Origin of the sequence: Streptomyces sp. NPDC096105, assembly GCF_044763335.1 — a bacterium.
Classification (GTDB): domain Bacteria; phylum Actinomycetota; class Actinomycetes; order Streptomycetales; family Streptomycetaceae; genus Streptomyces.
Genome location: NZ_JBIWGC010000001.1, coordinates 107,497 through 129,503 on the forward strand (window position 1 = coordinate 107,497; position 22,007 = coordinate 129,503).

Annotated in this window: 22 protein-coding genes; 7 read left to right on the forward strand and 15 right to left on the reverse strand. The window is 73.1% G+C overall.

From position 1 onward, the window contains the following. Positions 1-4 precede the first annotated feature (4 nt). On the reverse strand, positions 5-1,498 hold the full coding sequence (locus ACIQ8B_RS00490; protein WP_290007151.1) for an anthranilate synthase component I: 1,494 nt from the start codon (positions 1,496-1,498) through the stop codon (positions 5-7). Positions 1,499-1,509: 11 nt separating this feature from the next. Further along, positions 1,510-1,953: a phosphoribosyl-AMP cyclohydrolase gene (hisI, locus tag ACIQ8B_RS00495; RefSeq protein ID WP_403544169.1), complete on the reverse strand. Its 444-nt coding sequence runs from the start codon at positions 1,951-1,953 to the stop codon at positions 1,510-1,512. Positions 1,954-2,037: 84 nt separating this feature from the next. Between hisI and ACIQ8B_RS00500 the strand changes: the two genes are divergently transcribed. Both ACIQ8B_RS00500 and ACIQ8B_RS00505 read left to right on the forward strand, forming a co-directional pair. Then, a complete protein-coding gene (locus ACIQ8B_RS00500; RefSeq protein WP_403544171.1) occupies positions 2,038-2,673 on the forward strand; it encodes a TIGR03085 family metal-binding protein in 636 nt (211 codons plus the stop codon). A 23-nt stretch (positions 2,674-2,696) separates the two neighbouring features. Then, positions 2,697-3,095 (forward strand): VOC family protein, encoded by a 399-nt coding sequence (locus tag ACIQ8B_RS00505; RefSeq protein ID WP_403544173.1) that lies wholly within the window; start codon positions 2,697-2,699, stop codon positions 3,093-3,095. 3 nt (positions 3,096-3,098) lie between these two features. Here ACIQ8B_RS00505 and hisF read toward each other — a convergent pair whose 3' ends face one another. Genes hisF through hisD form a run of 8 tightly spaced genes read right to left on the reverse strand, consistent with a single transcriptional unit; the run spans position 3,099 to position 8,824 of the window. Next, positions 3,099-3,854 carry an imidazole glycerol phosphate synthase subunit HisF gene (gene hisF, locus ACIQ8B_RS00510; protein WP_290007145.1) on the reverse strand — a complete coding sequence of 252 codons (756 nt, stop codon included), beginning with the start codon at positions 3,852-3,854 and terminating at the stop codon, positions 3,099-3,101. Beyond that, positions 3,851-4,255, reverse strand: coding sequence for a Rid family hydrolase (locus ACIQ8B_RS00515; RefSeq protein WP_290007143.1), 405 nt, complete (start codon positions 4,253-4,255; stop codon positions 3,851-3,853). The genes hisF and ACIQ8B_RS00515 overlap by 4 nt, the downstream gene beginning before the upstream one ends. A 16-nt stretch (positions 4,256-4,271) precedes the next feature. After that, a complete protein-coding gene (gene priA, locus ACIQ8B_RS00520; RefSeq protein ID WP_290007142.1) occupies positions 4,272-4,994 on the reverse strand; it encodes a bifunctional 1-(5-phosphoribosyl)-5-((5-phosphoribosylamino)methylideneamino)imidazole-4-carboxamide isomerase/phosphoribosylanthranilate isomerase PriA in 723 nt (240 codons plus the stop codon). 4 nt (positions 4,995-4,998) lie between these two features. Continuing rightward, positions 4,999-5,640, reverse strand: coding sequence for an imidazole glycerol phosphate synthase subunit HisH (gene hisH, locus ACIQ8B_RS00525; protein ID WP_106414667.1), 642 nt, complete (start codon positions 5,638-5,640; stop codon positions 4,999-5,001). Between the two features lie 4 nt (positions 5,641-5,644). Beyond that, positions 5,645-5,803, reverse strand: coding sequence for a hypothetical protein (locus tag ACIQ8B_RS00530; RefSeq protein WP_403544176.1), 159 nt, complete (start codon positions 5,801-5,803; stop codon positions 5,645-5,647). After that, a complete protein-coding gene (gene hisB / locus ACIQ8B_RS00535) occupies positions 5,800-6,393 on the reverse strand; it encodes an imidazoleglycerol-phosphate dehydratase HisB (RefSeq protein WP_106414666.1) in 594 nt (197 codons plus the stop codon). The genes ACIQ8B_RS00530 and hisB overlap by 4 nt, the downstream gene beginning before the upstream one ends. Beyond that, positions 6,390-7,502: a histidinol-phosphate transaminase gene (locus tag ACIQ8B_RS00540; protein WP_403544178.1), complete on the reverse strand. Its 1,113-nt coding sequence runs from the start codon at positions 7,500-7,502 to the stop codon at positions 6,390-6,392. Before ACIQ8B_RS00540 ends, hisB begins: the two co-directional genes overlap by 4 nt. Then, a complete protein-coding gene (hisD, locus tag ACIQ8B_RS00545; protein WP_290007139.1) occupies positions 7,499-8,824 on the reverse strand; it encodes a histidinol dehydrogenase in 1,326 nt (441 codons plus the stop codon). Before hisD ends, ACIQ8B_RS00540 begins: the two co-directional genes overlap by 4 nt. 192 nt (positions 8,825-9,016) lie before the next feature. Here hisD and ACIQ8B_RS00550 point away from each other — a divergent pair, with 192 nt between their 5' ends. From ACIQ8B_RS00550 to ybaK, 4 genes are all read left to right on the forward strand, one after another. Next, positions 9,017-10,594: an oxidoreductase gene (locus tag ACIQ8B_RS00550; RefSeq protein ID WP_403544179.1), complete on the forward strand. Its 1,578-nt coding sequence runs from the start codon at positions 9,017-9,019 to the stop codon at positions 10,592-10,594. A 211-nt stretch (positions 10,595-10,805) separates the two neighbouring features. After that, the gene (locus ACIQ8B_RS00555) at positions 10,806-11,882 is read left to right on the forward strand and encodes a hypothetical protein (RefSeq protein WP_403544181.1); all 1,077 of its coding nucleotides are present in this window, start codon (positions 10,806-10,808) and stop codon (positions 11,880-11,882) included. A gap of 11 nt (positions 11,883-11,893) precedes the next feature. Beyond that, complete coding sequence (locus ACIQ8B_RS00560; protein ID WP_403544183.1) at positions 11,894-12,634, forward strand: LON peptidase substrate-binding domain-containing protein; 741 nt, start codon at positions 11,894-11,896, stop codon at positions 12,632-12,634. Positions 12,635-12,656: 22 nt separating this feature from the next. Then, positions 12,657-13,157, forward strand: a complete 501-nt coding sequence (gene ybaK, locus ACIQ8B_RS00565) for a Cys-tRNA(Pro) deacylase (protein ID WP_403544185.1) — start codon at positions 12,657-12,659, stop codon at positions 13,155-13,157. 533 nt (positions 13,158-13,690) lie between these two features. Here ybaK and ACIQ8B_RS00570 read toward each other — a convergent pair. From ACIQ8B_RS00570 to ACIQ8B_RS00585, 4 genes are all read right to left on the reverse strand, one after another. Continuing rightward, a complete protein-coding gene (locus ACIQ8B_RS00570) occupies positions 13,691-14,404 on the reverse strand; it encodes an AAA family ATPase (RefSeq protein WP_403544187.1) in 714 nt (237 codons plus the stop codon). A 34-nt stretch (positions 14,405-14,438) separates the two neighbouring features. Further along, positions 14,439-15,266 (reverse strand): ABC transporter permease, encoded by an 828-nt coding sequence (locus ACIQ8B_RS00575; RefSeq protein WP_403544189.1) that lies wholly within the window; start codon positions 15,264-15,266, stop codon positions 14,439-14,441. Positions 15,267-15,352: 86 nt separating this feature from the next. Beyond that, positions 15,353-16,327, reverse strand: coding sequence for an ABC transporter ATP-binding protein (locus ACIQ8B_RS00580; protein ID WP_290007285.1), 975 nt, complete (start codon positions 16,325-16,327; stop codon positions 15,353-15,355). A 299-nt stretch (positions 16,328-16,626) separates the two neighbouring features. Next, positions 16,627-17,832: an NYN domain-containing protein gene (locus tag ACIQ8B_RS00585; RefSeq protein WP_403544191.1), complete on the reverse strand. Its 1,206-nt coding sequence runs from the start codon at positions 17,830-17,832 to the stop codon at positions 16,627-16,629. Positions 17,833-18,053: 221 nt separating this feature from the next. Here ACIQ8B_RS00585 and ACIQ8B_RS00590 point away from each other — a divergent pair, with 221 nt between their 5' ends. Beyond that, the gene (locus ACIQ8B_RS00590) at positions 18,054-18,221 is read left to right on the forward strand and encodes a hypothetical protein (protein ID WP_290007129.1); all 168 of its coding nucleotides are present in this window, start codon (positions 18,054-18,056) and stop codon (positions 18,219-18,221) included. A 92-nt stretch (positions 18,222-18,313) separates the two neighbouring features. Here the strand turns inward: ACIQ8B_RS00590 and dnaE are convergent, their stop codons facing one another. Further along, the gene (dnaE, locus tag ACIQ8B_RS00595; protein ID WP_290007128.1) at positions 18,314-21,853 is read right to left on the reverse strand and encodes a DNA polymerase III subunit alpha; all 3,540 of its coding nucleotides are present in this window, start codon (positions 21,851-21,853) and stop codon (positions 18,314-18,316) included. Positions 21,854-22,007 lie beyond the last annotated feature (154 nt).

A 22,007-nucleotide genomic window follows, 5' to 3' on the forward strand; every position in this document is an offset into this window, starting at 1 on the left:
TGTGTCAGCCGTCACCGAGCCGGTTCGCGGTGTGGACGGCGCGCAGCACCGCGGCCGCCTTGTTGCGGCACTCGGTGTCCTCGGCGACCGGGTCGGAGTCGGCCACGATCCCCGCGCCGGCCTGCACGTACGCGGTGCCGTCGCGCAGCAGGGCGGTGCGGATGGCGATGGCCGTGTCGGAGTCGCCGGCGAAGTCGAGGTAACCGACGCAGCCGCCGTACAGGCCGCGCCGGGACGGCTCGAGCTCGTCGATGATCCGCAGGGCGCGGGGCTTGGGGGCGCCGGAGAGGGTGCCGGCCGGGAAGCAGGCGGTGAGCACGTCGAAGGCGGTGCGGCCGGCGGCGACCCGCCCGGTGACCGTGGAGACGATGTGCATCACGTGCGAGTAGCGCTCGATCGACATGAAGTCCACGACCTCGACGGAGCCGGGTTCGCAGACCCGTCCGAGGTCGTTGCGACCGAGGTCGACGAGCATCAGGTGCTCGGCGCGCTCCTTGGGGTCGGCGAGCAGCTCCTCGGCGAGCGCCTGGTCCTCCTGCGGGGTGGCGCCGCGGTGCCGGGTGCCGGCGATGGGGTGCACCATCGCCTGCCCGTCCTCGACCTTCACCAGCGCCTCGGGCGACGACCCGGCCACGTCGAAGCCGTCGAACCGGAACAGGTACATGTACGGCGACGGATTGGTGGCCCGCAGCACCCGGTAGACGTCCAGGGCGCTCGCGGTGCAGGGCGTCTCGAACCGCTGGGAGGGGACGACCTGGAAGGCCTCGCCCGCGCGGATGCGCTCCTTGACGTCCTCGACGGCCTGCTGGAAGTCGGGGCCGCCCCACAGCGCGGTGTACTCGGGCAGCTCGGAGGGCGGCAGCACGGCCGGGGGCTGGGCCACCGGGCGGGCCAGGTCGGCCTCCATGGCGTCGAGGCGGGCCACGGCGTCCGCGTACGCCTCGTCGACGCCGGTCTCCAGGTCGTTGTGGTTGATCGCGTTGGCGATCAGCCAGACGGAGCCCTCCCAGTGGTCCATGACGGCGAGGTCGCTGGTGAGCAGCATGGTCAGCTCGGGGAGCCTCAGGTCGTCCCGCTCGCCGGGGCCGATCCTCTCCAGGCGGCGCACGATGTCGTAGCCGAGGTAGCCGACCATGCCGCCGGTGAAGGGCGGCAGGCCGAGGTCCTGGGCGAGGTCGCGGGGGGTGTGCAGGGTCTGCAGGGTGGCGCGCAGCGCGGCGAGCGGGTCGCCGTCGACGGGCACGCCGACGGGCGGGACGCCCTCCCAGTGGGCCTGCCCGTCGCGCTCGGTGAGGGTGGCGGCCGACCGCACGCCGACGAAGGAGTAGCGGGACCAGGACCTCCCGTTCTCCGCGGACTCCAGCAGGAAGGTGCCGGGGCGCTCGGCGGCGAGCTTGCGGTAGAGCGCGACCGGGGTGTCGCCGTCGGCGAGCAGCTTGCGGGTGACCGGGACGACCCGGCGGTCGGCGGCGAGCTTGCGGAAGGTCTCGAGGTCCATGGCGGCAGACCCTACTGATCCGCGGCGGGCACGCCGGTACCGGCGTCCTTCAGCAGCACGTCGGCGTCGAAGCAGGTGCGGTCGCCGGTGTGGCAGGCGGCGCCCACCTGGTCGACCTTCACCAGCACGGTGTCCGCGTCGCAGTCCAGCGCGACCGACTTCACCCGCTGGACGTGCCCGGAGGTGTCGCCCTTGACCCAGTACTCCTGGCGGCTGCGCGACCAGTAGGTGCAGCGGCCGGTGGTGAGGGTGCGGTGCAGCGCCTCGTCGTCCATCCAGCCCAGCATCAGCACCTCGCCGGTGTCGTACTGCTGGGCGATCGCGGGCAGGAGGCCGTCGGGGGTGCGCCTGAGGCGCGCGGCGATCTCCGGGTCGAGGCGGCTGGGCGGAGCGCTGTGGCGCGAAGCGCCTTCCTGAGGGGCGGTGGCCGGGCGACGGGCGGGCGTGCTGGTCATGGGGACCATTGTGCCGCGCGCGCCCGGTGCGTCCGCGCCCTCGTCCACTGTCCGGACGCGACGGCCCGCCGTAGGCTGGCTGGCATGTCGACCCATGCCAAGCGTGAACGCCTCCTCCTGGCCGACCTGCTGGAGACCGCGGGCCCGGACGCGCCCACCCTCTGCGAGGGCTGGACCACCCGGGACCTGGCCGCGCACGTGGTGGTGCGCGAGCGCCGTCCGGACGCGGCGGGCGGCATCCTGGTGAAGCAGCTGGCGTCCCGTCTGGAGCGGGTGACGGCGGAGTTCCTGGCGAAGCCGTACGACGAGCTGATCCGGCTGATCCGCACCGGCCCGCCGCGCTTCTCCCCCTTCTCGCTCAAGCAGGTCGACGAGATGTCGAACGTGATCGAGTTCTACGTGCACGCGGAGGACGTCCGCCGGGCGCAGCCGGACTGGACGCCGCGCGAGCTGGACCCGGTGTTCCAGGACGCCCTGTGGTCGCGGCTGGAGCGTTCGGCCCGGCTGCTGGGCCGCGGGGTGCCGACCGGACTGGTGCTGCGCCGGCCGGACGGGCAGACGGCGGTGGCGCGTCGCGGGGCCCCGGTGGTGACGGTGACCGGGGAGCCGTCCGAGCTGGTGATGTTCGGCTACGGCCGGCAGAGCGCCGCGAAGGTCGAGCTGGACGGCGACGAGAACGCGATCGCCGAGCTGCGCGCCACCAAACAGCTCGGCATCTGATCCGCTCCGGAAAGGCGCAGCTCGTGATCAAGGTCGCCGTGACGAGTGTGTACGTGGAGGACGTGGCCAGGGCGCACGCCTTCTACACCGGGGTGCTCGGCTTCGAGACCCGCACCCATGTGGACCCGGGCGGCGGCGCGCCGTTCGTCACCGTGGGGGCGCGCGCGGGCGCCCAGCCGGATCTGGAGCTGCTGCTCGAGCCGGGCGACGGGCCGATCGCGGGGCCCTACCGCCGTGCGGTGCGCGAGGCGGGGCTGCCGGCGATCGTGTTCTCCGTGGACGACCTCCGCGCGGAGTTCGAGCGGCTGCGCGGGGAGGGCGTCCACTTCGTCCGGGAGCCGGAGAGGCAGGGCCCGGTGCTGACCGCGCTGCTGGACGACACGGTCGGCAATCTGATCCAGCTCACGCAGCCGCTCGGCTGAGGCTCACCGCACCGGGTGGCCGGCGTCCCTGAGGGTCTGCTTGACCTCGCCGATGCGCAGGTCGCCGAAGTGGAACACCGAGGCGGCCAGCACCGCGTCCGCGCCGGCGGCGACCGCGGGCGGGAAGTCGGCGAGCCGGCCGGCGCCGCCGGAGGCGATCACGGGGATCGTGACGTGCTTGCGCACGGCGGCGATCATCTCCAGGTCGTAGCCGTCCTTGGTGCCGTCGGCGTCCATGGAGTTGAGCAGGATCTCGCCCGCGCCCAGCTCGGCGGCGCGGTGCGCCCACTCCACGGCGTCGATGCCGGTCCCGCGGCGGCCGCCGTGCGTGGTGACCTCGAAGGACCCGCCCTCGGTGCGCCGGGCGTCGACCGAGAGGACGAGCACCTGGCGGCCGAACCGCTCGGCGATCTCGCGGATGAGGTCGGGCCGGGCGATGGCGGCGGTGTTCACGCCGACCTTGTCGGCGCCGGCCCGCAGCAGCTTGTCGACGTCCTCGGCGGTGCGCACGCCGCCGCCCACGGTGAGCGGGATGAACACCTGCTCGGCGGTGCGGCGGACCACGTCGTAGGTGGTCTCGCGGTTGCCGGAGGAGGCGGTGATGTCCAGGAACGTCAGCTCGTCGGCGCCCTCGGCGTCGTACACCTTGGCCATCTCGACGGGGTCGCCCGCGTCGCGCAGGTTCTGGAAGTTGACGCCCTTGACGACCCGGCCGCCGTCCACGTCCAGGCAGGGGATGACTCGGACCGCCAGGGTCATGACTCCACGGCTCCTCTGAATGCTTCGAGTTCCACTGAGACCAGTACGCGCGAGTCGACGAAGCCCTCCACCACCAGCAGCGTGGTGACCGGGCGGACCGCGTCGAACAGCTCCTTGTGCGCGCGGCAGGCCTCGTCCACGTCCCGCGCGTGGGCGAGATGGAGGCGGGTGCGGATCACGGACCCCACGCCGAGCCCGAACTGTCCGAGCGCCTCCAGCGCGTGGGCGAAGGCCGCCTTGGCCTGTTCGTACGGGTCGCCCTCCCCGTGCAGCACGTCGCCCCGGAACGCGGTGGTGCCCGCGACCAGGACGAGATCGCCGGCCGCGACGGCGCGCGCGGAGCCGAGGATCTCCTCCCAGGGGTTCCCGCTCTGCACGCGCCGCACGGCTTCCGGCGTCATCGGACCGTGTCCCGTGTCACGACGTGGCCTCCAGGGCCTCTTCCAGGGTGAACGCCTTGGCGTACAGGGCCTTCCCGACGATGGCGCCCTCGACGCCGAGCGGGACCAGCTCGGCGATCGCCCGCAGGTCGTCCAGCGAGGACACCCCGCCGGAGGCGACCACCGGGCGGTCGGTGGCGGCGCAGACGTTCCTCAGCAGTTCCAGGTTGGGGCCCTGGAGGGTGCCGTCCTTGGCGATGTCGGTGACGACGTAGCGGGCGCAGCCCTCCTTGTTCAGGCGGTCCAGCGTCTCGTAGAGGTCGCCGCCGTCGCGGGTCCAGCCGCGGCCGCGCAGGGTGGTGCCGCGCACGTCGAGGCCGACGGCGATCTTGTCGCCGTGCTCGGCGATGACCTTGGCGACCCACTCGGGGGTCTCCAGGGCGGCCGTGCCGAGGTTGACCCGGGTGCAGCCGGTGGCGAGGGCGGCGGCGAGGGTGTCGTCGTCGCGGATGCCGCCGGACAGCTCCACCTTGATGTCCATCGCCCGGGCCACCTCCGCGATCAGCTCGCGGTTGTCGCCGGTGCCGAACGCGGCGTCCAGGTCGACCAGGTGCAGCCACTCGGCGCCGGAGCGCTGCCAGGCGAGCGCGGCCTCCAGCGGCGAGCCGTAGGAGGTCTCGGTGCCGGACTCGCCGTGCACGAGGCGGACGGCCTGGCCGTCGCGGACGTCGACGGCGGGGAGGAGTTCGAGCTTGGCCATGTCTCTACAGGGTTCCGATCCAGTTGGTGAGGAGCTGGGCGCCGGCGTCGCCGGACTTCTCGGGGTGGAACTGGGTGGCCCACAGGGCGCCGTTCTCCACGGCGGCCACGAAGGGCTTGCCATGGGTGGTCCAGGTGACGAGCGGGGCCTCCATGGCCGGGTTCGCGGTCTCGAACGTCCAGTCGTGGACGGCGTAGGAGTGCACGAAGTAGAAGCGCGCGTCCGCGTCCAGACCGGCGAAGAGCCGGGAGCCCTCCGGGGCGTCCACGGTGTTCCAGCCCATGTGGGGCACGACGTCGGCCTGGAGGGGCTCGACCGAGCCGGGCCACTCGTCGAGGCCCTCGGCCTCGACGCCGTGCTCGATGCCGCGGGCGAAGAGGATCTGCATGCCGACGCAGATGCCCATGACCGGGCGGCCGCCGGCCAGGCGGCGGTCGACGATCCAGTCGCCGCGGGCCTCCTTGAGGCCCGTCATGCAGGCGGCGAAGGCGCCGACGCCGGGCACGAGCAGTCCGTCGGCGTTCATCGCCGTGTCGAAGTCGCGGGTGATCTCGACGTCGGCCCCGGCGCGCGCGAGGGCGCGTTCGGCGGAGCGGACGTTGCCGAAGCCGTAGTCGAAGACCACGACCTTCTTGGTGGCGCTCAAGGGCTCACACCTCCAGTTGCAGCAGGCCCGTGACGATGCAGAGCGCGGCGCCGATGGACAGCAGCACGATCAGGCTCGGCGGCATCTTCTGCTTGGCGAAGGAGATGATCCCGCCGACGAAGAAGAGGCCGAGGACGATCAGGACGGTGGACAGTCCGTTCACAGCGCGCCCTTCGTGGAGGGCAGGATGCCGGCCGCGCGCGGGTCGCGCTCACAGGCGTAGCGCAGGGCCCGGGCGAGGGCCTTGAACTGGCACTCCACGATGTGGTGGGCGTTGCGCCCGTAGGGCACGTGCACGTGCAGCGCGATCTGCGCCTGGGCGACGAAGGACTCCAGGATGTGCCGGGTCATCGTCACGTCGTAGGAGCCGATCATCGGCGCCATGTTCTCGGGCTCGGTGTGCACGAGGTAGGGGCGGCCGGAGAGGTCGACGGTGACCTGGGCGAGCGACTCGTCCAGCGGGACCGTGCAGTTGCCGAAGCGGTAGATGCCCACCTTGTCGCCGAGCGCCTGCTTGAAGGCGGCGCCGAGCGCGAGGGCGGTGTCCTCGATGGTGTGGTGGGAGTCGATGTGCAGGTCGCCCTCGGTCTTCACGGTCAGGTCGAACAGACCGTGCCGGCCGAGCTGGTCGAGCATGTGGTCGTAGAAACCGACCCCGGTGGAGATCTCCGTCCTCCCGGTGCCGTCGAGGTCGATCTCGACGAGCACGGAGGTTTCCTTGGTGGTGCGTTCCACGCGTCCTACGCGGGTCATGCGCTCTGCTCCTTCTTGATCTCACGTACCGCGTCGAGGAACGCGTCGTTCTCGGACGGGGTGCCCGCGGTGACCCGCAGCCATCCCGGTACGCCGTTGTCCCGGACCAGGACGCCCCGGTCGAGGATCCGCCGCCATACGGCGTGGGAGTCGGGGAAGCGTCCGAACTGGACGAAGTTGGCGTCGGAGTCGGTCACCTCGTAGCCCAGGGAGCGCAGTTCGGCGACCAGCCGGTCGCGCTCCGCCTTGAGCTGCTCGACGTAGCCGAGCAGGGTGTCGGTGTGCTCCAGGGCGGCCAGCGCGGTCGCCTGGGTGACCGCCGACAGGTGGTACGGCAGCCGCACCAGCTGGACGGCGTCGACGACCGCGGGGTGCGCGGCCAGGTAGCCGAGGCGCAGGCCGGCCGCGCCGAACGCCTTCGACATGGTGCGGGAGATCACCAGGTGGGGGCGTCCGTCGAGCAGCGGCAGCAGCGAGTCGCCGTGGCTGAACTCCACGTACGCCTCGTCGACGACCACGATCGAGGGCCTGGCGGCCTGGGCGGCGTCGTACAGCGCGCGCACCGCGTCGGCGGGGACCGCGGTGCCGGTGGGGTTGTTGGGGGTGGTGACGAAGACGACGTCCGGCCGGTGCTCGGCGATCGCCTTCTCCGCGGCGGGCAGGTCGAGGGAGAAGTCCTCGCCGCGCGGCCCGGGGATCCAGCCGGTGCCGGTGCCGCGCGCGATCAGACCGTGCATCGAGTACGAGGGCTCGAAGCCGAGCGCGGTGCGGCCGGGCCCGCCGAAGGTCTGCAGCAGTTGCTGGATGACCTCGTTGGAGCCGTTGGCCGCCCACACGTTCTCCAGGGCGACCGGGTGGCCGGCGGTCTTCGTCAGGTACGCGGCCAGCCGGGTGCGCAGCTCGACCGCGTCCCGGTCGGGGTAGCGGTTGAGGTCCCGGGCGGCCTCGCGGACCCGCTCGGCGATCCGCTCGACCAGCGGCTCGGGCAGCGGGTAGGGGTTCTCGTTGGTGTTCAGCCGTACGGGGACGTCCAGCTGGGGCGCGCCGTAGGGGGACTTGCCGCGCAGCTCGTCCCGCACGGGCAGATCGTCGATGCTCACGTCGCTCACTTGTCCTCGGGCACCTTCCAGCCGAACCTGGCCTTGATCGCCGCGCCGTGCGCGGGCAGGTCCTCCGCCTCCGCCAGCGTCACCACGTGGTGCGCGACCTCGGCCAGCGCGTCCTCCGTGTAGTCGACGACGTGGATGCCGCGCAGGAAGGACTGCACGGACAGGCCCGAGGAGTGGCAGGCGCAGCCGCCGGTGGGCAGCACGTGGTTGGAGCCGGCCGCGTAGTCGCCGAGGGAGACCGGGGACCAGGGGCCGACGAAGATCGCGCCGGCGTTGCGCACCCGGTCGGCGACCGCGGCGGCGTCGGCGGTCTGGATCTCCAGGTGCTCGGCGCCGTAGGCGTCGACGACCCGCAGGCCCTCGTCGACGCCGTCGACCAGCACGATGGCGGACTGCCTGCCGCCGAGGGCGGGCGCGATCCGCTCCTCGACGTGCTTGCTGGCCCTGACCTGAGGCTCCAGCTCCTTCTCCACCGCGTCCGCGAGGTCCGGGGAGTCGGTGACCAGGACGGCGGCGGCCAGCGGGTCGTGCTCGGCCTGGCTGATCAGGTCGGAGGCGACGTGCACCGGGTCGGCCGTGGCGTCCGCGAGGATCGCGATCTCGGTCGGACCGGCCTCGGCGTCGATGCCGATCCTGCCGGTGAAGTACCGCTTGGCGGCGGCGACCCAGATGTTGCCCGGGCCGGTGACCATGTTGGCGGGCGGGCAGGACTCGGTGCCGTACGCGAACATCGCGACGGCGGTGGCGCCGCCGGCCGCGTAGACCTCGTCGACGCCGAGCAGGGCGCAGGCGGCCAGGATGGTCGGGTGCGGCAGGCCGCCGAACTCGGCCTGGGCCGGCGAGGCGAGCGCGATCGACGGGACGCCGGCCTCCTGGGCGGGCACCGCGTTCATGATCACGGAGGACGGGTAGACGGACCGGCCGCCGGGCGCGTACAGCCCGACGCGGTCGACGGGCACCCACTTCTCGGTGACCGTGCCGCCGGGCACGACCTGGGTGGTGCGGGTGGTGCGGCGCTGCTCGCGGTGGACGAGGCGGGCGCGGCGGACGGACTCCTCCAGGGCGGCGCGCACGGCCGGGTCGAGCTCCTCCAGGGCGCGCTCCAGCGCGGCGGCGGGCACCCGGACCTGGTCCAGCTTCACGCCGTCGAAGCGCTCGGCGAAGTCGATCAGCGCCGCGTCGCCGCGATGATGCACGTCCTCGCAGATGGGCCGCACCTTCTCCAGGGCGGCCGCGACGTCGAAGTCGGCACGGGGCAGCAGGTCACGCAGGGCGGAGCCCTCGGGGAGGGCGTCGCCGCGCAGGTCGATTCGCGAGATCACGTGCTCAATTCTCTCAGACCCGCTCCGGAGCACGTCCGCCTGTTCCAGTGGCTGATACGTCACCCTTCTCGTGACGGTCCGCGCTCGCTTTCGAGATCCTCTTCACTTTCCGTGTTCAACACGTCACCGTACCGGGCATGAACGGCTGTACGAAGCGATGAACCCGTGAGTAATGAGGAGGAGGGGAGTTCCGTGGCCGAGGGGGTGAGATCGCAGGACGGCGAGCCGCCGGAGCACCTGACCGCCGCGGAGGCAGGGATGTGGCAGGCCTTCCGTAACGGCAGCGTGTACGACCTGAGCTGCGGCGACGCGCTGGTCGACGACCCCCACGGAGGGCACCCCTGGGGGCCCGAGCGCACCGTCCGGGCCCGGGTGGTGTGCTGGCTGCTGCTGGACGGCCCGCCCCCGCTGGCCGGCCGCGTCTCCTCGCTGAAGCTGGTGGGCGTGCGGATCAGCGGCCCGCTGGACCTGGCCGGGGGCACGGTCGAGCCCTACGTGGAGATGCGCGGCTGCCGTTTCGAGCGGGACGTGCTGCTGCCGGAGGCGCGGTTCACCACGTTGCGGCTGGTGGACTGCTCCGTACCCCGGCTGGAGGCCGCCCGGCTGAGCACCGAGGGCGATCTGCACCTGCCGCGCTGCCGCTTCCTGGGCGGCATCCGGCTCACCGACGCCCGGATCGGCACGGACCTGCTGCTCAACCAGGCGGTCGTGCACCGCGACCGCAGCGGCCGCTCCATAGCCGGCGACGGGATGAGCGTCGGCCAGGACCTCCAGGCGGAGATGCTGGAGTCGTACGGCGAGCTGAGCCTGCGCGGCGCCACCGTCGGTGTGTCCATGAGCCTGCGCGGCGCACGGCTGGTCAACCCGCACGCCCGGCTCGCGCTGAACGCGCCGCAGCTGACCGTCGAGCGCTCGCTGTACCTGACACCGGCCGGGGTGGGGGCGCACGCCCGCAGCGGCATGACCCCCGCGCGGGGCACGCGCATCCAGCGGTTCACGTGCGAGGGCGGGATCCGGCTGGACGACGGACGGTTCGGGGACGCGGTCGACTTCGAGGGGGCCTCGTTCACCTTCATCGACGAGCAGGAGCTGTCGCTGCGCCGGGTGCAGACGCCGGAGCTGCGCTTCCTCGGGCAGCGGCCGGCGCGCGGACGGGTGGTGCTGTCGGGGGCGCGGGTGGTGAACCTGGTGGACCGGGCGGACAGCTGGCCCGGACCCGGCCGGCTGCACATGGGCGGCTTCGCCTACGAGAACCTGGTGCCGCGCGGCCCGTTCCCGCTGGCGCTGCGGCTGCGCTGGGTGGACGTGGCGAGCGCCGAGTACACCCCGGAGCCGTACGAGCGGCTGGCGGCCGTGCTGCGGGGGAGCGGGGCGGACGAGGACGCCCGCGAGGTGCTGCTGGCCAAGCAGCGGCGGCGCCGCGAGAGCCTGCCGCTCGCCGCGAAGCTCTGGGGCTACGCGCAGGACTGGACGGTCGCCTACGGGTACCGCCCGGGCCGGGCGGCGGTGTGGATGGCGGTGCTGTGGGCGGCCGGTTCGGTGGTCTTCGCACGGGCGGACCATCCGCCGCTGAAGGCCGGCGAGCACCCGGCCTGGAACCCGGCGCTGTTCGCCCTGGACCTGCTGCTCCCGGTGATCGACCTGGGGCAGGTGGGGTTCTGGCAGCTGCGCGGCGGCTGGCAGTGGCTGTCGGCGGCGTTCATCCTGCTGGGCTGGGTCCTGGCGACGACGGTGGCGGCGGGGGCGACCCGCACGCTGCGGCGTACGTGAGTGACCGCGCCCCTCCGGGGCGCGGGGGACTGCGCGGCGTCCGAGCGGACACGCGGCGCCTCGAGACCGGGGATGCGTGCGCCGGGTGGGGCCGCCGAGACCCTGGTCACCTGCGGAGCCGTCCGCTTTTTACCGGCCCTTGACCGGCGCCCGTACAACTTTCCATGAGTTCCGCGTGGGGTCTGGCGCGGCCATGACCTGCGGTCTTTCAATGGTCGACACCATGGCTCTGCTGCACGCGTTCACCCGCACGTCACGGGTGCGAGGAAAGCGGACGGGCGCCGCGCCCCCCGCTCCGGTCACGCTGCCCGCCGATGACGAGGTGCTCCTCGACGTGCCGGACGACGCCCTGGGCCGGGCGCTGGTCGGGGCCGCGGCCGGCGACCACGCGCCCGCCGCCGGACTCCTCGTCGCCACCCGCCGCCAGGCCGCCTGGGAGCACCGCGACCGCTACGTGCGCCGACTGGCCGCGTTCGCGCGGTCGCGGCCCGAGTGGCTGGACGCCTGGCGGGCCCGCGCCCCGCGCGACCCGGACGCGCTGCTGGTGGACGCCCAGCGGGCGGTGGACCGGGTCTGGGACTCGCCGGCCCGCGCCGAGCTGCTGCGCGAGGTGAGCCCGCTGATCACCACGGCCGCCCGCGCCGACCACCGCGACCCGGTGCCGTGGCGGCTGGCCCTGGACCACGCGCGCGGCGCGCGCGCCGGACACACCTACTTCGAGGAGCTGTGGGAGGCGGCGGTGCGGCGCGCCCCGCACCATCACGGCTGCCATGTGGCGGCCCTGCGCTACCTGGCGTCCTCCTGGCACGGCTCGCACCGCGAGTGCTTCGACTTCGCCGACACGGCCGCGCAGGACGCGCCGGAGGGCTCGCTCACCCAGGCGCTGCCGCTGCGGGCGGCGTTCGGCTACCTCACCGACGGCTGCGGCCCGGCCGTGGAACGGGCCCGGCTGGACGCGGCCGCCGACCGGGCGGCCGCCCTGTCGGCGCGGCTGCCGACGGCCCAGCCGTGGCCGGCCGAGCTGCGCAATCTGCTGGCCTACGTCCTGGTCCGGCTGGGGCGCCGGCGGGACGCTCTGGAGCAGTTCCGGCTGACCGGCCCGTACGCCACGTCCCTCCCCTGGGACCGGGACGCGGACGACCCGCTGGGGCGGTTCCTGGAGGTCCGTCAGGACGTGCTGCGGGCGGTCGCGTCGGGCGCCGAAGCGACCGGAACGGACGTCTCCAGCGCCGTCCCCGGGCGTCCGGGGAGCGAACGGCGCGGACGGCCGGGCCCCGGCGGCCGTTAGGCTCTTGCGACGTGACCACCGTCCGGCTTCCGCTCTTCCCCCTGAACACGGTGCTGTTCCCGGGGCTCGTGCTCCCGCTCAACGTCTTCGAGGAGCGTTATCGCGCCATGATGCGCGAGCTGCTGAAGACCCCGGAGGACGAGCCACGGCGGTTCGCCGTGGTGGCGATCCGGGACGGCCACGAGGTGGCGCCGAGCGCCCCCGGCCTGCCCGACCCCACGGCCGTGCCCGAGCGGGGCCCGGCGGCCGGCTTCGGCGCGGACCCGCTGCGCGCCTTCCACAAGGTGGGCTGTGTCGCCGACGCGGCGACGATCCGCGAGCGGCCCGACGGCACCTTCGAGGTGCTGGCGACCGGCACCACCCGGGTGCGGCTGCTGTCGGTCGACGCCTCCGGCCCCTTCCTCACGGCCGGTCTGGAGCCGCTGGAGGAGGACCCGGGCGAGGAGGCGGGGACGCTCGCGGAGGGCGTGCTGCGGGCGTTCCGGCAGTACCAGAAGCGGCTGGCCGGGGCGCGGGAGCGGTCGCTGTCCTCCGACACGGAGCTGCCGGACGAACCCAGCGTGGTGTCGTACCTGGTCGCCGCCGCGATGATGCTGGACACACCGACCCGGCAGCGGCTCCTCCAGGCGCCGGACACCGCGTCCCGGCTGCACGACGAACTGAAATTGCTGCGCACCGAGACGGCGATCATCCGTAATCTTCCGTCGTTGCCCGCGTCGGATCTGACGCGGGCGCCGACGAGTCTCAACTGACGCTTACGGAGCGGCGACCGGTATGGCCAAGAAGTCCAAGAAGCAGCAGTCGGGCGGCACGCCCGCCACGGTGGCGCTCACCGCGGCCGGGGTGCCGTTCACGGTGCACTCCTACGACCACGACCCCTCCCACCCGAGCTACGGCGAGGAGGCCGCCGAGGCGATGGGCGTCTCCCCCGGCCGGGTCTTCAAGACGCTGGTGGCGGACGTCGACGGCGCCCTGACCGTGGCGGTGGTGCCGGTCGCGGGCCAACTGGACCTCAAGGCGCTCGCCTCGGCGGCCGGCGGCAAGCGGGCGACGATGGCCGACCCGGCGCTGGCGGAGCGCACCACCGGCTATGTGCGGGGCGGCATCTCGCCGCTGGGCCAGCGCAAGAAGCTGCCGACGGTGCTGGACGAGTCCGCGCGCCGGCACGAGACGATCTGCGTCTCGGCGGGCCGCCGCGGCCTGGAGGTCGAACTCGCCCCCGACGACCTGGCGCACCTGACGTCGGCGACCCTGGCGCCGATCGGCCGGGTGTAGCGCGGCCCCGCGCCGGGCGGGGCCCGACGCCGTCCGGTCCCCGGCCCGTGCGCGGGCCCCGCACGACGACGTCACGCCCGAGCCCGCGACCGGGACGCCCACGCACGGCGACGGCGTCCCGTCGGGCCCGCACGGCGCTCCCCTCGGACCCGGGACGGCACACGCACCCGTCGCGACCGCGACACGCTCCGCGCGCCGAAGCCCTTCACGACAGCGGCCCGTCGAGCCGGACGGCATCCACCGGGCCCGCCGACGACGTCACGCACGGGCCCGAACCGGGCGCCCGGGCCCCGCGAGGGCGCCCCGCCGGCCCCGCACGGCGCGTCGGTCGGGCGCGGCCGCGGACACCACGGGGCGGCGTGCCGCCCGTAAGGCCGCGGCGCGGCCTGTTCCGTACGCGGCCGGCGGCACCCGTGCCCTCGGCCGGGTGCGGAAGGCAGCGCGAAGCGGACGCGCGAGCGCAGGCGGCGGACCAGGGAGCGGCGGCGGACCACGGGTCCGGCCTGGCGAAGGCGCGGTGCCGGGCGGCGCCCTTACGCGGTCCGCTGCGGCTGCTGCGCGTTCGGCGGCGGCCACTCCTCCGGGTCGCGCGGCCCGAACAGCGCCGTCAGGCCGAGGTGGAACACCAGCGCCGCGAACGGCCACGCCAGCAGCGCGCCCTTCGCGTTCAGCTCCAGCGGGGCGTCGAAGGTGACGCCCTTCCCCGCGCTCCTGGCCTGCGCGATCACGTCCTGCGAGGGGCCGAGCCACACCCCGAGCCGCCACGCCAGCACCGACCCGAGCAGCCCGCCGACCGCCAGCGCCACCACCAGCGGGACGCCGCCGCGCCGCCGCACCAGGAACACCGCCAGGGCGCTCAGCGCGCCGCAGGCCAGGGCGAGGAGCGTGAACGTGCCGTCCACCCCGATGCTCTGCTCGCCCTCGGAGTCCCGGAGATAGACCACCCAGGCGTCACCGGACGCGTCGCCCACCAGCGGCACGCGCGGCGCCAGCCACCACCACAGCACCCCGAGCAGCACTCCGCCGAGCGCCACCGCCACGGCCGCCACGGCCGCCTCCCGGATCTCCTTCGCCGTCCCGATGCCGTCCTCGTCGTGCCGCCGGGGGTGCGCGGCGTCGCCGGGCTTCCCATCGTAGCGGTGCGCGCCGGCGGCGGGAGCGCCGGACGGCGGCTGCCACGGGTCGTGCGCGGAGGAGTGGTGCGCGGAGGGGTCGTGCGGTGGCGGGGGTGTCAGAGGTGCGCTCACCCTGCCATCGTGCCAGGCGTGGCTGTGCGGCGCGTCACCGGACGGCGGCCCTGCGGTACGCCCAGGTCGCCACGGCCAGTGAGATCACCCCGACCATTCCGCACACGGCGAGGTCGCCGAGCACGTGGGCCCAGTCGGGGTGCGGGGCGAAGGTCCGGGCGAAGGCCTCGACGCCGTACGTCGACGGCAGCAGGTCGCGGGCGAGGCGGACCGCCTCCGGCATCCGCTCCGGCGGCAGCACGCCGAGCAGCAGCGCCGCGGACATGCCGAGCTGGCCGAGCAGGGTGGCCAGCTCGGGGCGGGGGGCGAGCAGGCCGAGGGCCGCGCCGAGCCCGGCGAGCGCGGCGCCCGCGAGGGGGATGACCGCGCCCAGGATCCACAGGTGGGCGAGCGGCAGCCCGAACAGGGCGCATCCGAAGACGGCGGTCACGACGGTCCCGGGGACGGTGAACGACGCGTAGGCGCCGGCCGCGCCCAGCACCACGGCCGCGGGCGGCACGGGCAGGGTGGCGTAGTGGTCGAGCCCGCCGCTCGCGCGGAGCTGGCCGAAGTACTGCGCGAGCAGGTTGAGCGCGACGAAGGCGACGACCAGCACGGACGAGCCGGCCACCACGGCCCGCGCCTCGCCGCCGCCGTCGACGACCCCGCGCATCAGGATCATGATCCCGACCGACTGGAAGGTCGCCACGAAGAGCAGCGGGATCCGCGCCACCCGGGCCCGGGACAGCTGCGCCCGGTACACGGCCGCCAGGGACGGCCACAGCCGCGCACGGGGGCCGAGCGCGGCGGGTCGCGGCGCGACGGCCTCCTCCTCCGCGGTCAGGACGCCGGCCGGCAGGGCGCCGGCGGGTACGACACTCACGTCGTGCTGCTCCCCTTCGCTCGGGAATCCGTCCGGAGCCGCTCCGGAGGTCGCCCCGTTCCGTACGGATGACACGGCCCGTGTGCTCACGCCTTCACCAGTCCCTGTCGCACGGCGCCGCCCAGCGCCAGGTACACGTCCTCCAGGCTGGGCGTGGCCAGCGTGAAGTCGTCGAGGGCCGCGAAGGCGGCGCCGCCGGTGACGGTGGCGACGACGGTGCGGGCCTCCTCGGGCGCCAGCCGCAGGGTCCAGCGCCGGCCGGACTCGACGGCCCGGTCGCGCAGCGCGGCCACCTCGGGCACGTGCAGCGGCGCGGCCTCGCGCCACACCAGCTCGACCCGGACCTCCCCGGCGACCTGTTCCTTCAGCCCGGCCGGGGTGTCGCAGGCGATGACCCGGCCGCGGTCGAGCACGGCGACCCGGTCGAGCACGGTCTCGGCCTCGATGACGTTGTGGGTGACCAGCAGCACCGTGGTGCCGTGCTCCGCGCGCCGCCGGTCGACGGCGGACCACACGGCGCGCCGCGCCACGGGGTCCATGCCGGTGGTGGGCTCGTCGAGCACCAGCAGGGGCCGCTCCCCCACCAGCGCGGCGGCGAAGCAGGCGAGCCGGCGCTGGCCCCCGGAGAGTCTGCGCAGCGGGCGGGAGGCGATCGTGCCGAGCCCCAGCTCGCCGAGCACGGCGTCGCGCTCGGCGCGCGCCCGCCGGGCGTCGAGCCCGCGCAGCCGGCCGGTGGTCTCGGCGGCCAGGGACACGGTCAGCTCGTCCAGGGCGCTGGACTCCTGCCCGAGGTAGGCGAGGATGCGGGAGGCCCGCTCGGGGTGGCGGACGATGTCGTGGCCGAGGATCTCGACGCTGCCGCTGTCGGGCCGCATCAGGCCGGTCATCTGCCGTACGAGGGTGGACTTTCCGGCGCCGTTCGGGCCGAGCAGGCCGAAGATCTCACCGCGCCCGATGTCGAGGGCGACGTCGTCGGTGGCGCGCACCTCGGGCGTCGCCGGGACCCCGCGCCGTCCGCGCACCGCCGGATAGGTCTTGGTCAGCCCGCGCACCGCGCACACGACGTCACCACCGTGCCGATGTCCCTGTGCCGCGCGCGTACTCACAAGGGACGAGCCTACGGGGTCGCCCCCGTCCCCCCGCCCTCGGGTCACCCCTCCGCCCCGCCCCGGCCGGGGGGACGCACGGGACATCAGGGGAGGGATCGCCCCCCTGGACGGAACGACCGCCTGAACACCGGGCGGGGCGGCGGGCAGCGGGGTCCCGTCCTCCTCGGCCCCGCGCACCCGGCGCCTGACGGGTCGGCACACCGGTGGTCGGCGCGGAACCCGCTGAACCGGCGACGGGAGGCGCCGGGCGCTCACTCCCCCGCGGAGGCCCGTTCCGTGCCGGTGCGGGTGTCCAGCTCACGCCAGAAACCCGCCCGGATGGCGTAGCGGTCGCGTTCGTCGATCTGGTCGTCCTTGTGGGCGAGCAGACCGAAGCGGGCCGCGTAGCGCAGCAGCTCGCCGTCGATGCGGTGCGGGATGCGCGGGTACATGGCGGACAGCTTCCGGACGTGGCTCTGGTCGCCGAGCCGTTCCACCCAGCGGCGGGCGAAGACCTGGCCCACCTCGAACGGGTCGCCGCCGACGGTGGTGATGTCCTCCTCGCGGTCGGCCCAGCGCTGCTCGGCCGTGGTGAGCTGGGCCAGCGTCGGCATGGACGCGGCCTCCGGCGGCTCGGCGACCGGGCGGTCCACCCAGCCCTTGTCGGAGGACCAGCGCAGGGTCGCGGAGGCCGGCTGCTGCGGCTGGTGCGGGCCGGGGTGGCGCAGCGCGGCCAGGTCCTTCGGGGTGGGGACGCCCTTGACGGCGGGCGCGCGCTCGGCCGTGCCGTTGTGCGCGGCGGCCGGGTGGCGCGGCTCGGGCGGGGTGCGCTCGGCGGCCGGGGCGAGGGCGGAGTCGGGCAGCGGGGCGGAGAGGATCGCGGCGATCTCGGGCCGGGGCACGGGCGGCGGGGCGCACACCCCGCCGATCTCCCTGGCGCGGACGGCCTGGGTGATCCACGCCCGGTCCAGCACCCGGCGCTCGTCGGCCTCGGCGACCAGGTCCTCGGACTGGTTGTAGTCGCCGTCGGCGGCCTGCACGGCCCACAGGTGCACGGCGACGCCGTGCTCCTTGGCGGCCATCATGCCCGGCAGCAGATCGCCGTCGCCGGTGACCAGGACGATGTCGGAGCAGGCGCGGTTGCGGGCGAGTTCGGTCAGTTCGGCGTGCATCGCCGCGTCCACGCCCTTCTGCGCCCAGCGCCCGTCGCTGCGGGTCAGCGCGCCGAGCCGGACGGTGACCCGGGGCATCACACGCAGCCGGCGGTGCTCGGGCTGCGGCACGCGGTCGGGGGCGCCGTCGAACCAGTAGATGCGCAGCAGCGGCCGGCGCGTGTCGCCCTCGGCGCGGTCACGCAGTCCCTGGATCAGGGCGGCGTGGTCCACGGTGATGCGGGACCGCGAGGGCTCCCCGGCGAGGAGACTGGCGGCGGCCCCCAGCAGATACCCGGCGTCCACCAGGACGATGCAGCGGTCCACGCGATCCACCCTCTTTCCGGGAGGTTTGGCTTCGGGCTTCTTTCGAGTCTGCCCGACCCCGCCGGTCTTAACGGCCCGAACTCGATCTTCGGCGTGGCGTTTCCACACTTCCTCCCCCGACCACGCCCGTCACGGACGGTAATTGTCCGACATGCGTGGGTCATCGGCTTATGTGAATCTGAATCCGGCCCTGGCCCCTAGTCCCCACAGGAGGCACCACCATGGCCAAGAACAAGAACCGTGACCGTAAGCAGCCCCAGGCCGAGCGCACTCCGCGCGCCGCGCAGACCTCCACCCTGGAGATCCCGGACGAGCAGCTCACCACGCAGGCCGTGCCCGGAGAGGCCGGCCGCGGCAAGGGCCGGCAGAAGCGCTTCGGCCACAACTGACACCGGTGCGAAGGGCCGTTGCGGCCCGGCCGTACAGGAAGAGGGGCGCACCCGGCGCGGGTGCGCCCCTCCGGCGCGTCGGCGGCCGGCGCCTAACCGGTCAGGCAGGACGGGCCGAGCAGCACCTTCAGGTCGCCGAACAGCGCGGGATCGGGCTTGACCCGGTGCCGGTCGAGCCGCAGCACCGTCGTCCTCGTCGGCCCCTGGAGCTTGATGCGGACCTCGCTGTCGCCCTTGTGGTGGGTGAGGATCTCCCCGAGCCGGCTGACCATGGGCGGGGTCACGCGCGTCGCCGGGATGGTCAGCACGACGGGCGCGTTGGCGCCCGCGTTGGACAGGTCGGGGACCATCAGCTCCATGGCGACCAGCCGGGGCACGTCCTCGCGCTTGTCGAGCCGCCCCTTCACGAACACGACGGCGTCCTCGACCAGTTGCGTCGAGACGAGCTGGTAGGTCGCCGGGAAGAACATGCACTCGATGGAGCCCGCGAGGTCCTCCACGGTGGCGATCGCCCAGGCGTTGCCCTGCTTGGTCATCTTGCGCTGGAGGCCGGAGATGATGCCGCCGATGGTGACCACCGCGCCGTCGCCGAAGTCACCGCCGGTGAGCTGGGAGATGCCCGCGTCGGCCTTGTCGGACAGCACGTGCTCCAGTCCGAACAGCGGGTGGTCGGAGACGTACAGGCCGAGCATCTCGCGCTCCTGCGCGAGCAGGTACGTCTTGTCCCACTCCTCGTCGGTGAACTGCACGTCGAGGCCGAAGCCGGGCTCGTCGCTCTCCTCCTCGCCCATGCCGCCGAAGAGGTCGAACTGTCCCTCGGCCTCCTTGCGCTTGACCGCCACCACGTTGTCGATCATCGGCTCGTACTGGGCGGTGAGGCCCTTGCGGGTGTGGCCCAGGGAGTCGAAGGCGCCGGCCTTGATCAGCGACTCGGTGGTGCGCTTGTTGCAGACGACCGCGTCGACCTTGTCGAGGTAGTCCGGGAAGGACGTGTACTTCCCCTTGGCCTTGCGGCACTTGATGATCGACTCCACGACGTTGGTGCCGACGTTGCGCACCGCGGAGAGGCCGAAGAGGATCACGTCGTCGCCCTGCGCGGCGAAGTTGGACTCGGACTCGTTGACGTTCGGCGGGAGCACCCGGATGCCCATGCGGCGGCACTCGTTGAGGTAGACCGCGGACTTGTCCTTGTCGTCCTTCACCGAGGTGAGCAGCGCCGCCATGTACTCGGCGGGGTGGTTCGCCTTGAGGTAGGCGGTCCAGTAGGACACCAGGCCGTACGCGGCGGAGTGCGCCTTGTTGAAGGCGTAGCCGGCGAACGGCACCAGCACGTCCCACAGCGCCTGGATCGCCTCGTCGCTGTAGCCGTTCTTGCGGGCGCCGGCCTGGAAGATGACGAAGTTCTTCTCCAGCTCCTCCGGCTTCTTCTTGCCCATCACGCGGCGGAGGATGTCGGCCTCGCCGAGCGAGTAGCCGGCGATGATCTGGGCGGCCTTCTGCACCTGCTCCTGGTAGACGATCAGGCCGTAGGTGACGTCCAGGACCTCCTTGAGCGGCTCCTCCAGCTCGGGGTGGATCGGGGTGATCTCCTGCTGGCCGTTCTTGCGCAGCGCGTAGTTGGTGTGCGAGTTCATGCCCATCGGGCCCGGCCGGTACAGGGCCGACACGGCGGAGATGTCCTCGAAGTTGTCCGGCTTCATCAGCCGGAGCAGGGAGCGCATGGGGCCGCCGTCGAACTGGAAGACGCCGAGGGTGTCGCCGCGCTGGAGCAGTTCGAAGGTCGTCGGGTCGTCCAGGGGCAGCGACAGCAGGTCGATGTCGATGCCCTTGTTCGCCTTCACCATCTTGACGGCGTCGTCCATGATGGTGAGGTTGCGCAGGCCCAGGAAGTCCATCTTCAGCAGGCCGAGCGACTCGCAGCTCGGGTAGTCCCACTGCGTGATGGTGACGCCGTCGGTGTGCCGGACCCAGACCGGGACGTGGTCGGTGATGGTCTCGCTGGACATGATCACGCCGGCCGCGTGCACGCCCATCTGCCGGACCAGGCCCTCGACGCCCTTGGCGGTGTCGATGACCTTCTTCACGTCCGGCTCGTTCTCGTACATCGACCGGACCTCGCCCGCCTCCGAGTAGCGGGGGTGGTTCGGGTCGGTGATGCCGGACAGCGGGATGCCCTTGCCGAGGACGTCGGCGGGCATCGCCTTGGTGATGCGGTCGCCCATCGCGTACGGGTAGCCCAGCACGCGCGCGGAGTCCTTGATGGCGTTCTTCGCCTTGATGGTGCCGTAGGTGCCGATCATGGCGACCTTGTCGGCGCCGTACTTCTCGGTCACGTAGCGGATCACCTCGACGCGCCGGCGCTCGTCGAAGTCGATGTCGACATCCGGCATGGAGATGCGCTCGGGGTTGAGGAACCGCTCGAAGATCAGGCCGTGCGGGATCGGGTCGAGGTCGGTGATGCCGAGGGCGTAGGCGACGATCGAGCCGGCCGCGGAGCCACGGCCGGGGCCGACCGCGATGCCCTGCTTCTTGGCCCACATGATGAAGTCGGCGACCACGAGGAAGTAGCCCGGGAAGCCCATCGAGATGATGGTGTCCATCTCGTACTCGACCTGCTTCATGCGGTCGTCCGGGATGCCGTCCGGGAAGCGGCGGTGCATGCCGCGCATGACTTCCTCGCGGAACCAGCTGACCTCCGTGTACCCCTCCGGGATGTCGAACTTGGGCATCAGGTCGCGCTTTTCGAACATGCCCGTGGTGTCGACCATCTCGGCGATCAGCCGGGTGTTGGCGCAGCCCTGCTGCCAGGCGTCCGAGGAGTCGATGGCGTACATCTCCTCCGTGGACTTCAGGTAGTAGCCGGTGCCGTCGAACTTGAAGCGGTCGGGGTCGGAGAGGTTCTTGCCGGTCTGGATGCACAGCAGCGCGTCGTGCGCCGCCGCCTCGTGCGCGTAGGTGTAGTGCGAGTCGTTGGTGACCAGCGGGGGGATGCCGAGCTTCTTGCCGATCTCCAGCAGGCCGTCGCGGACCCGGTGCTCGATGTCGATGCCGTGGTCCATCAGCTCCAGGAAGTAGCGGTCCTTGCCGAAGATGTCCTGGTAGTCGGCGGCCGCCTTGAGGGCCTCGTCGAAGTGGCCGAGGCGCAGCCGGGTCTGCACCTCGCCGGAGGGGCAGCCGGTGGAGGCGACGATGCCCTCCGACCACTGGGCGATGGTCTCCTTGTCCATCCGGGGCCACTTCTGCAGCCAGCCCTCGGCGTAGGCGTCGGAGGAGAGCCGGAAGAGGTTGTGCAGACCGGTGCTGTTCACCGCCCACATGGTCTTGTGGGTGTAGCCGCCGGAACCGGAGACGTCGTCCCGCTTCTGGTGCGGCTGGCCCCACTGGATCTTGCGCTTGTTGCGCCGGGACTCGGGGGCGACGTACGCCTCGATGCCGATGATCGGGGTGACCCCGGCCTTCTGCGCGGAATGGAAGAAGTCGTACGCCCCGTGCAGGTTGCCGTGGTCGGACATGGCGATGTGCGTCATGCCCATCTCGTTGCAGGCGTCGAACATGTCCTTCAGCCGCGCGGCACCGTCCAGCAGCGAGTACTGGGTGTGGACGTGCAGGTGCGTGAACGGCGGCTTCGACACGGTGCGGCCTCCAGGTGCTGCGGGCGGCAGAGGGACGGACGGGGACAGCCTCGAAGTCTATGCCCCGGCACTGACACCCGACGCCCGTCCCCGCGTGCCTCCGGGCGGGTCGCGGGCACTCCCGCGGCCCGCCGCGCGTTGGGCCTTTCGTCCG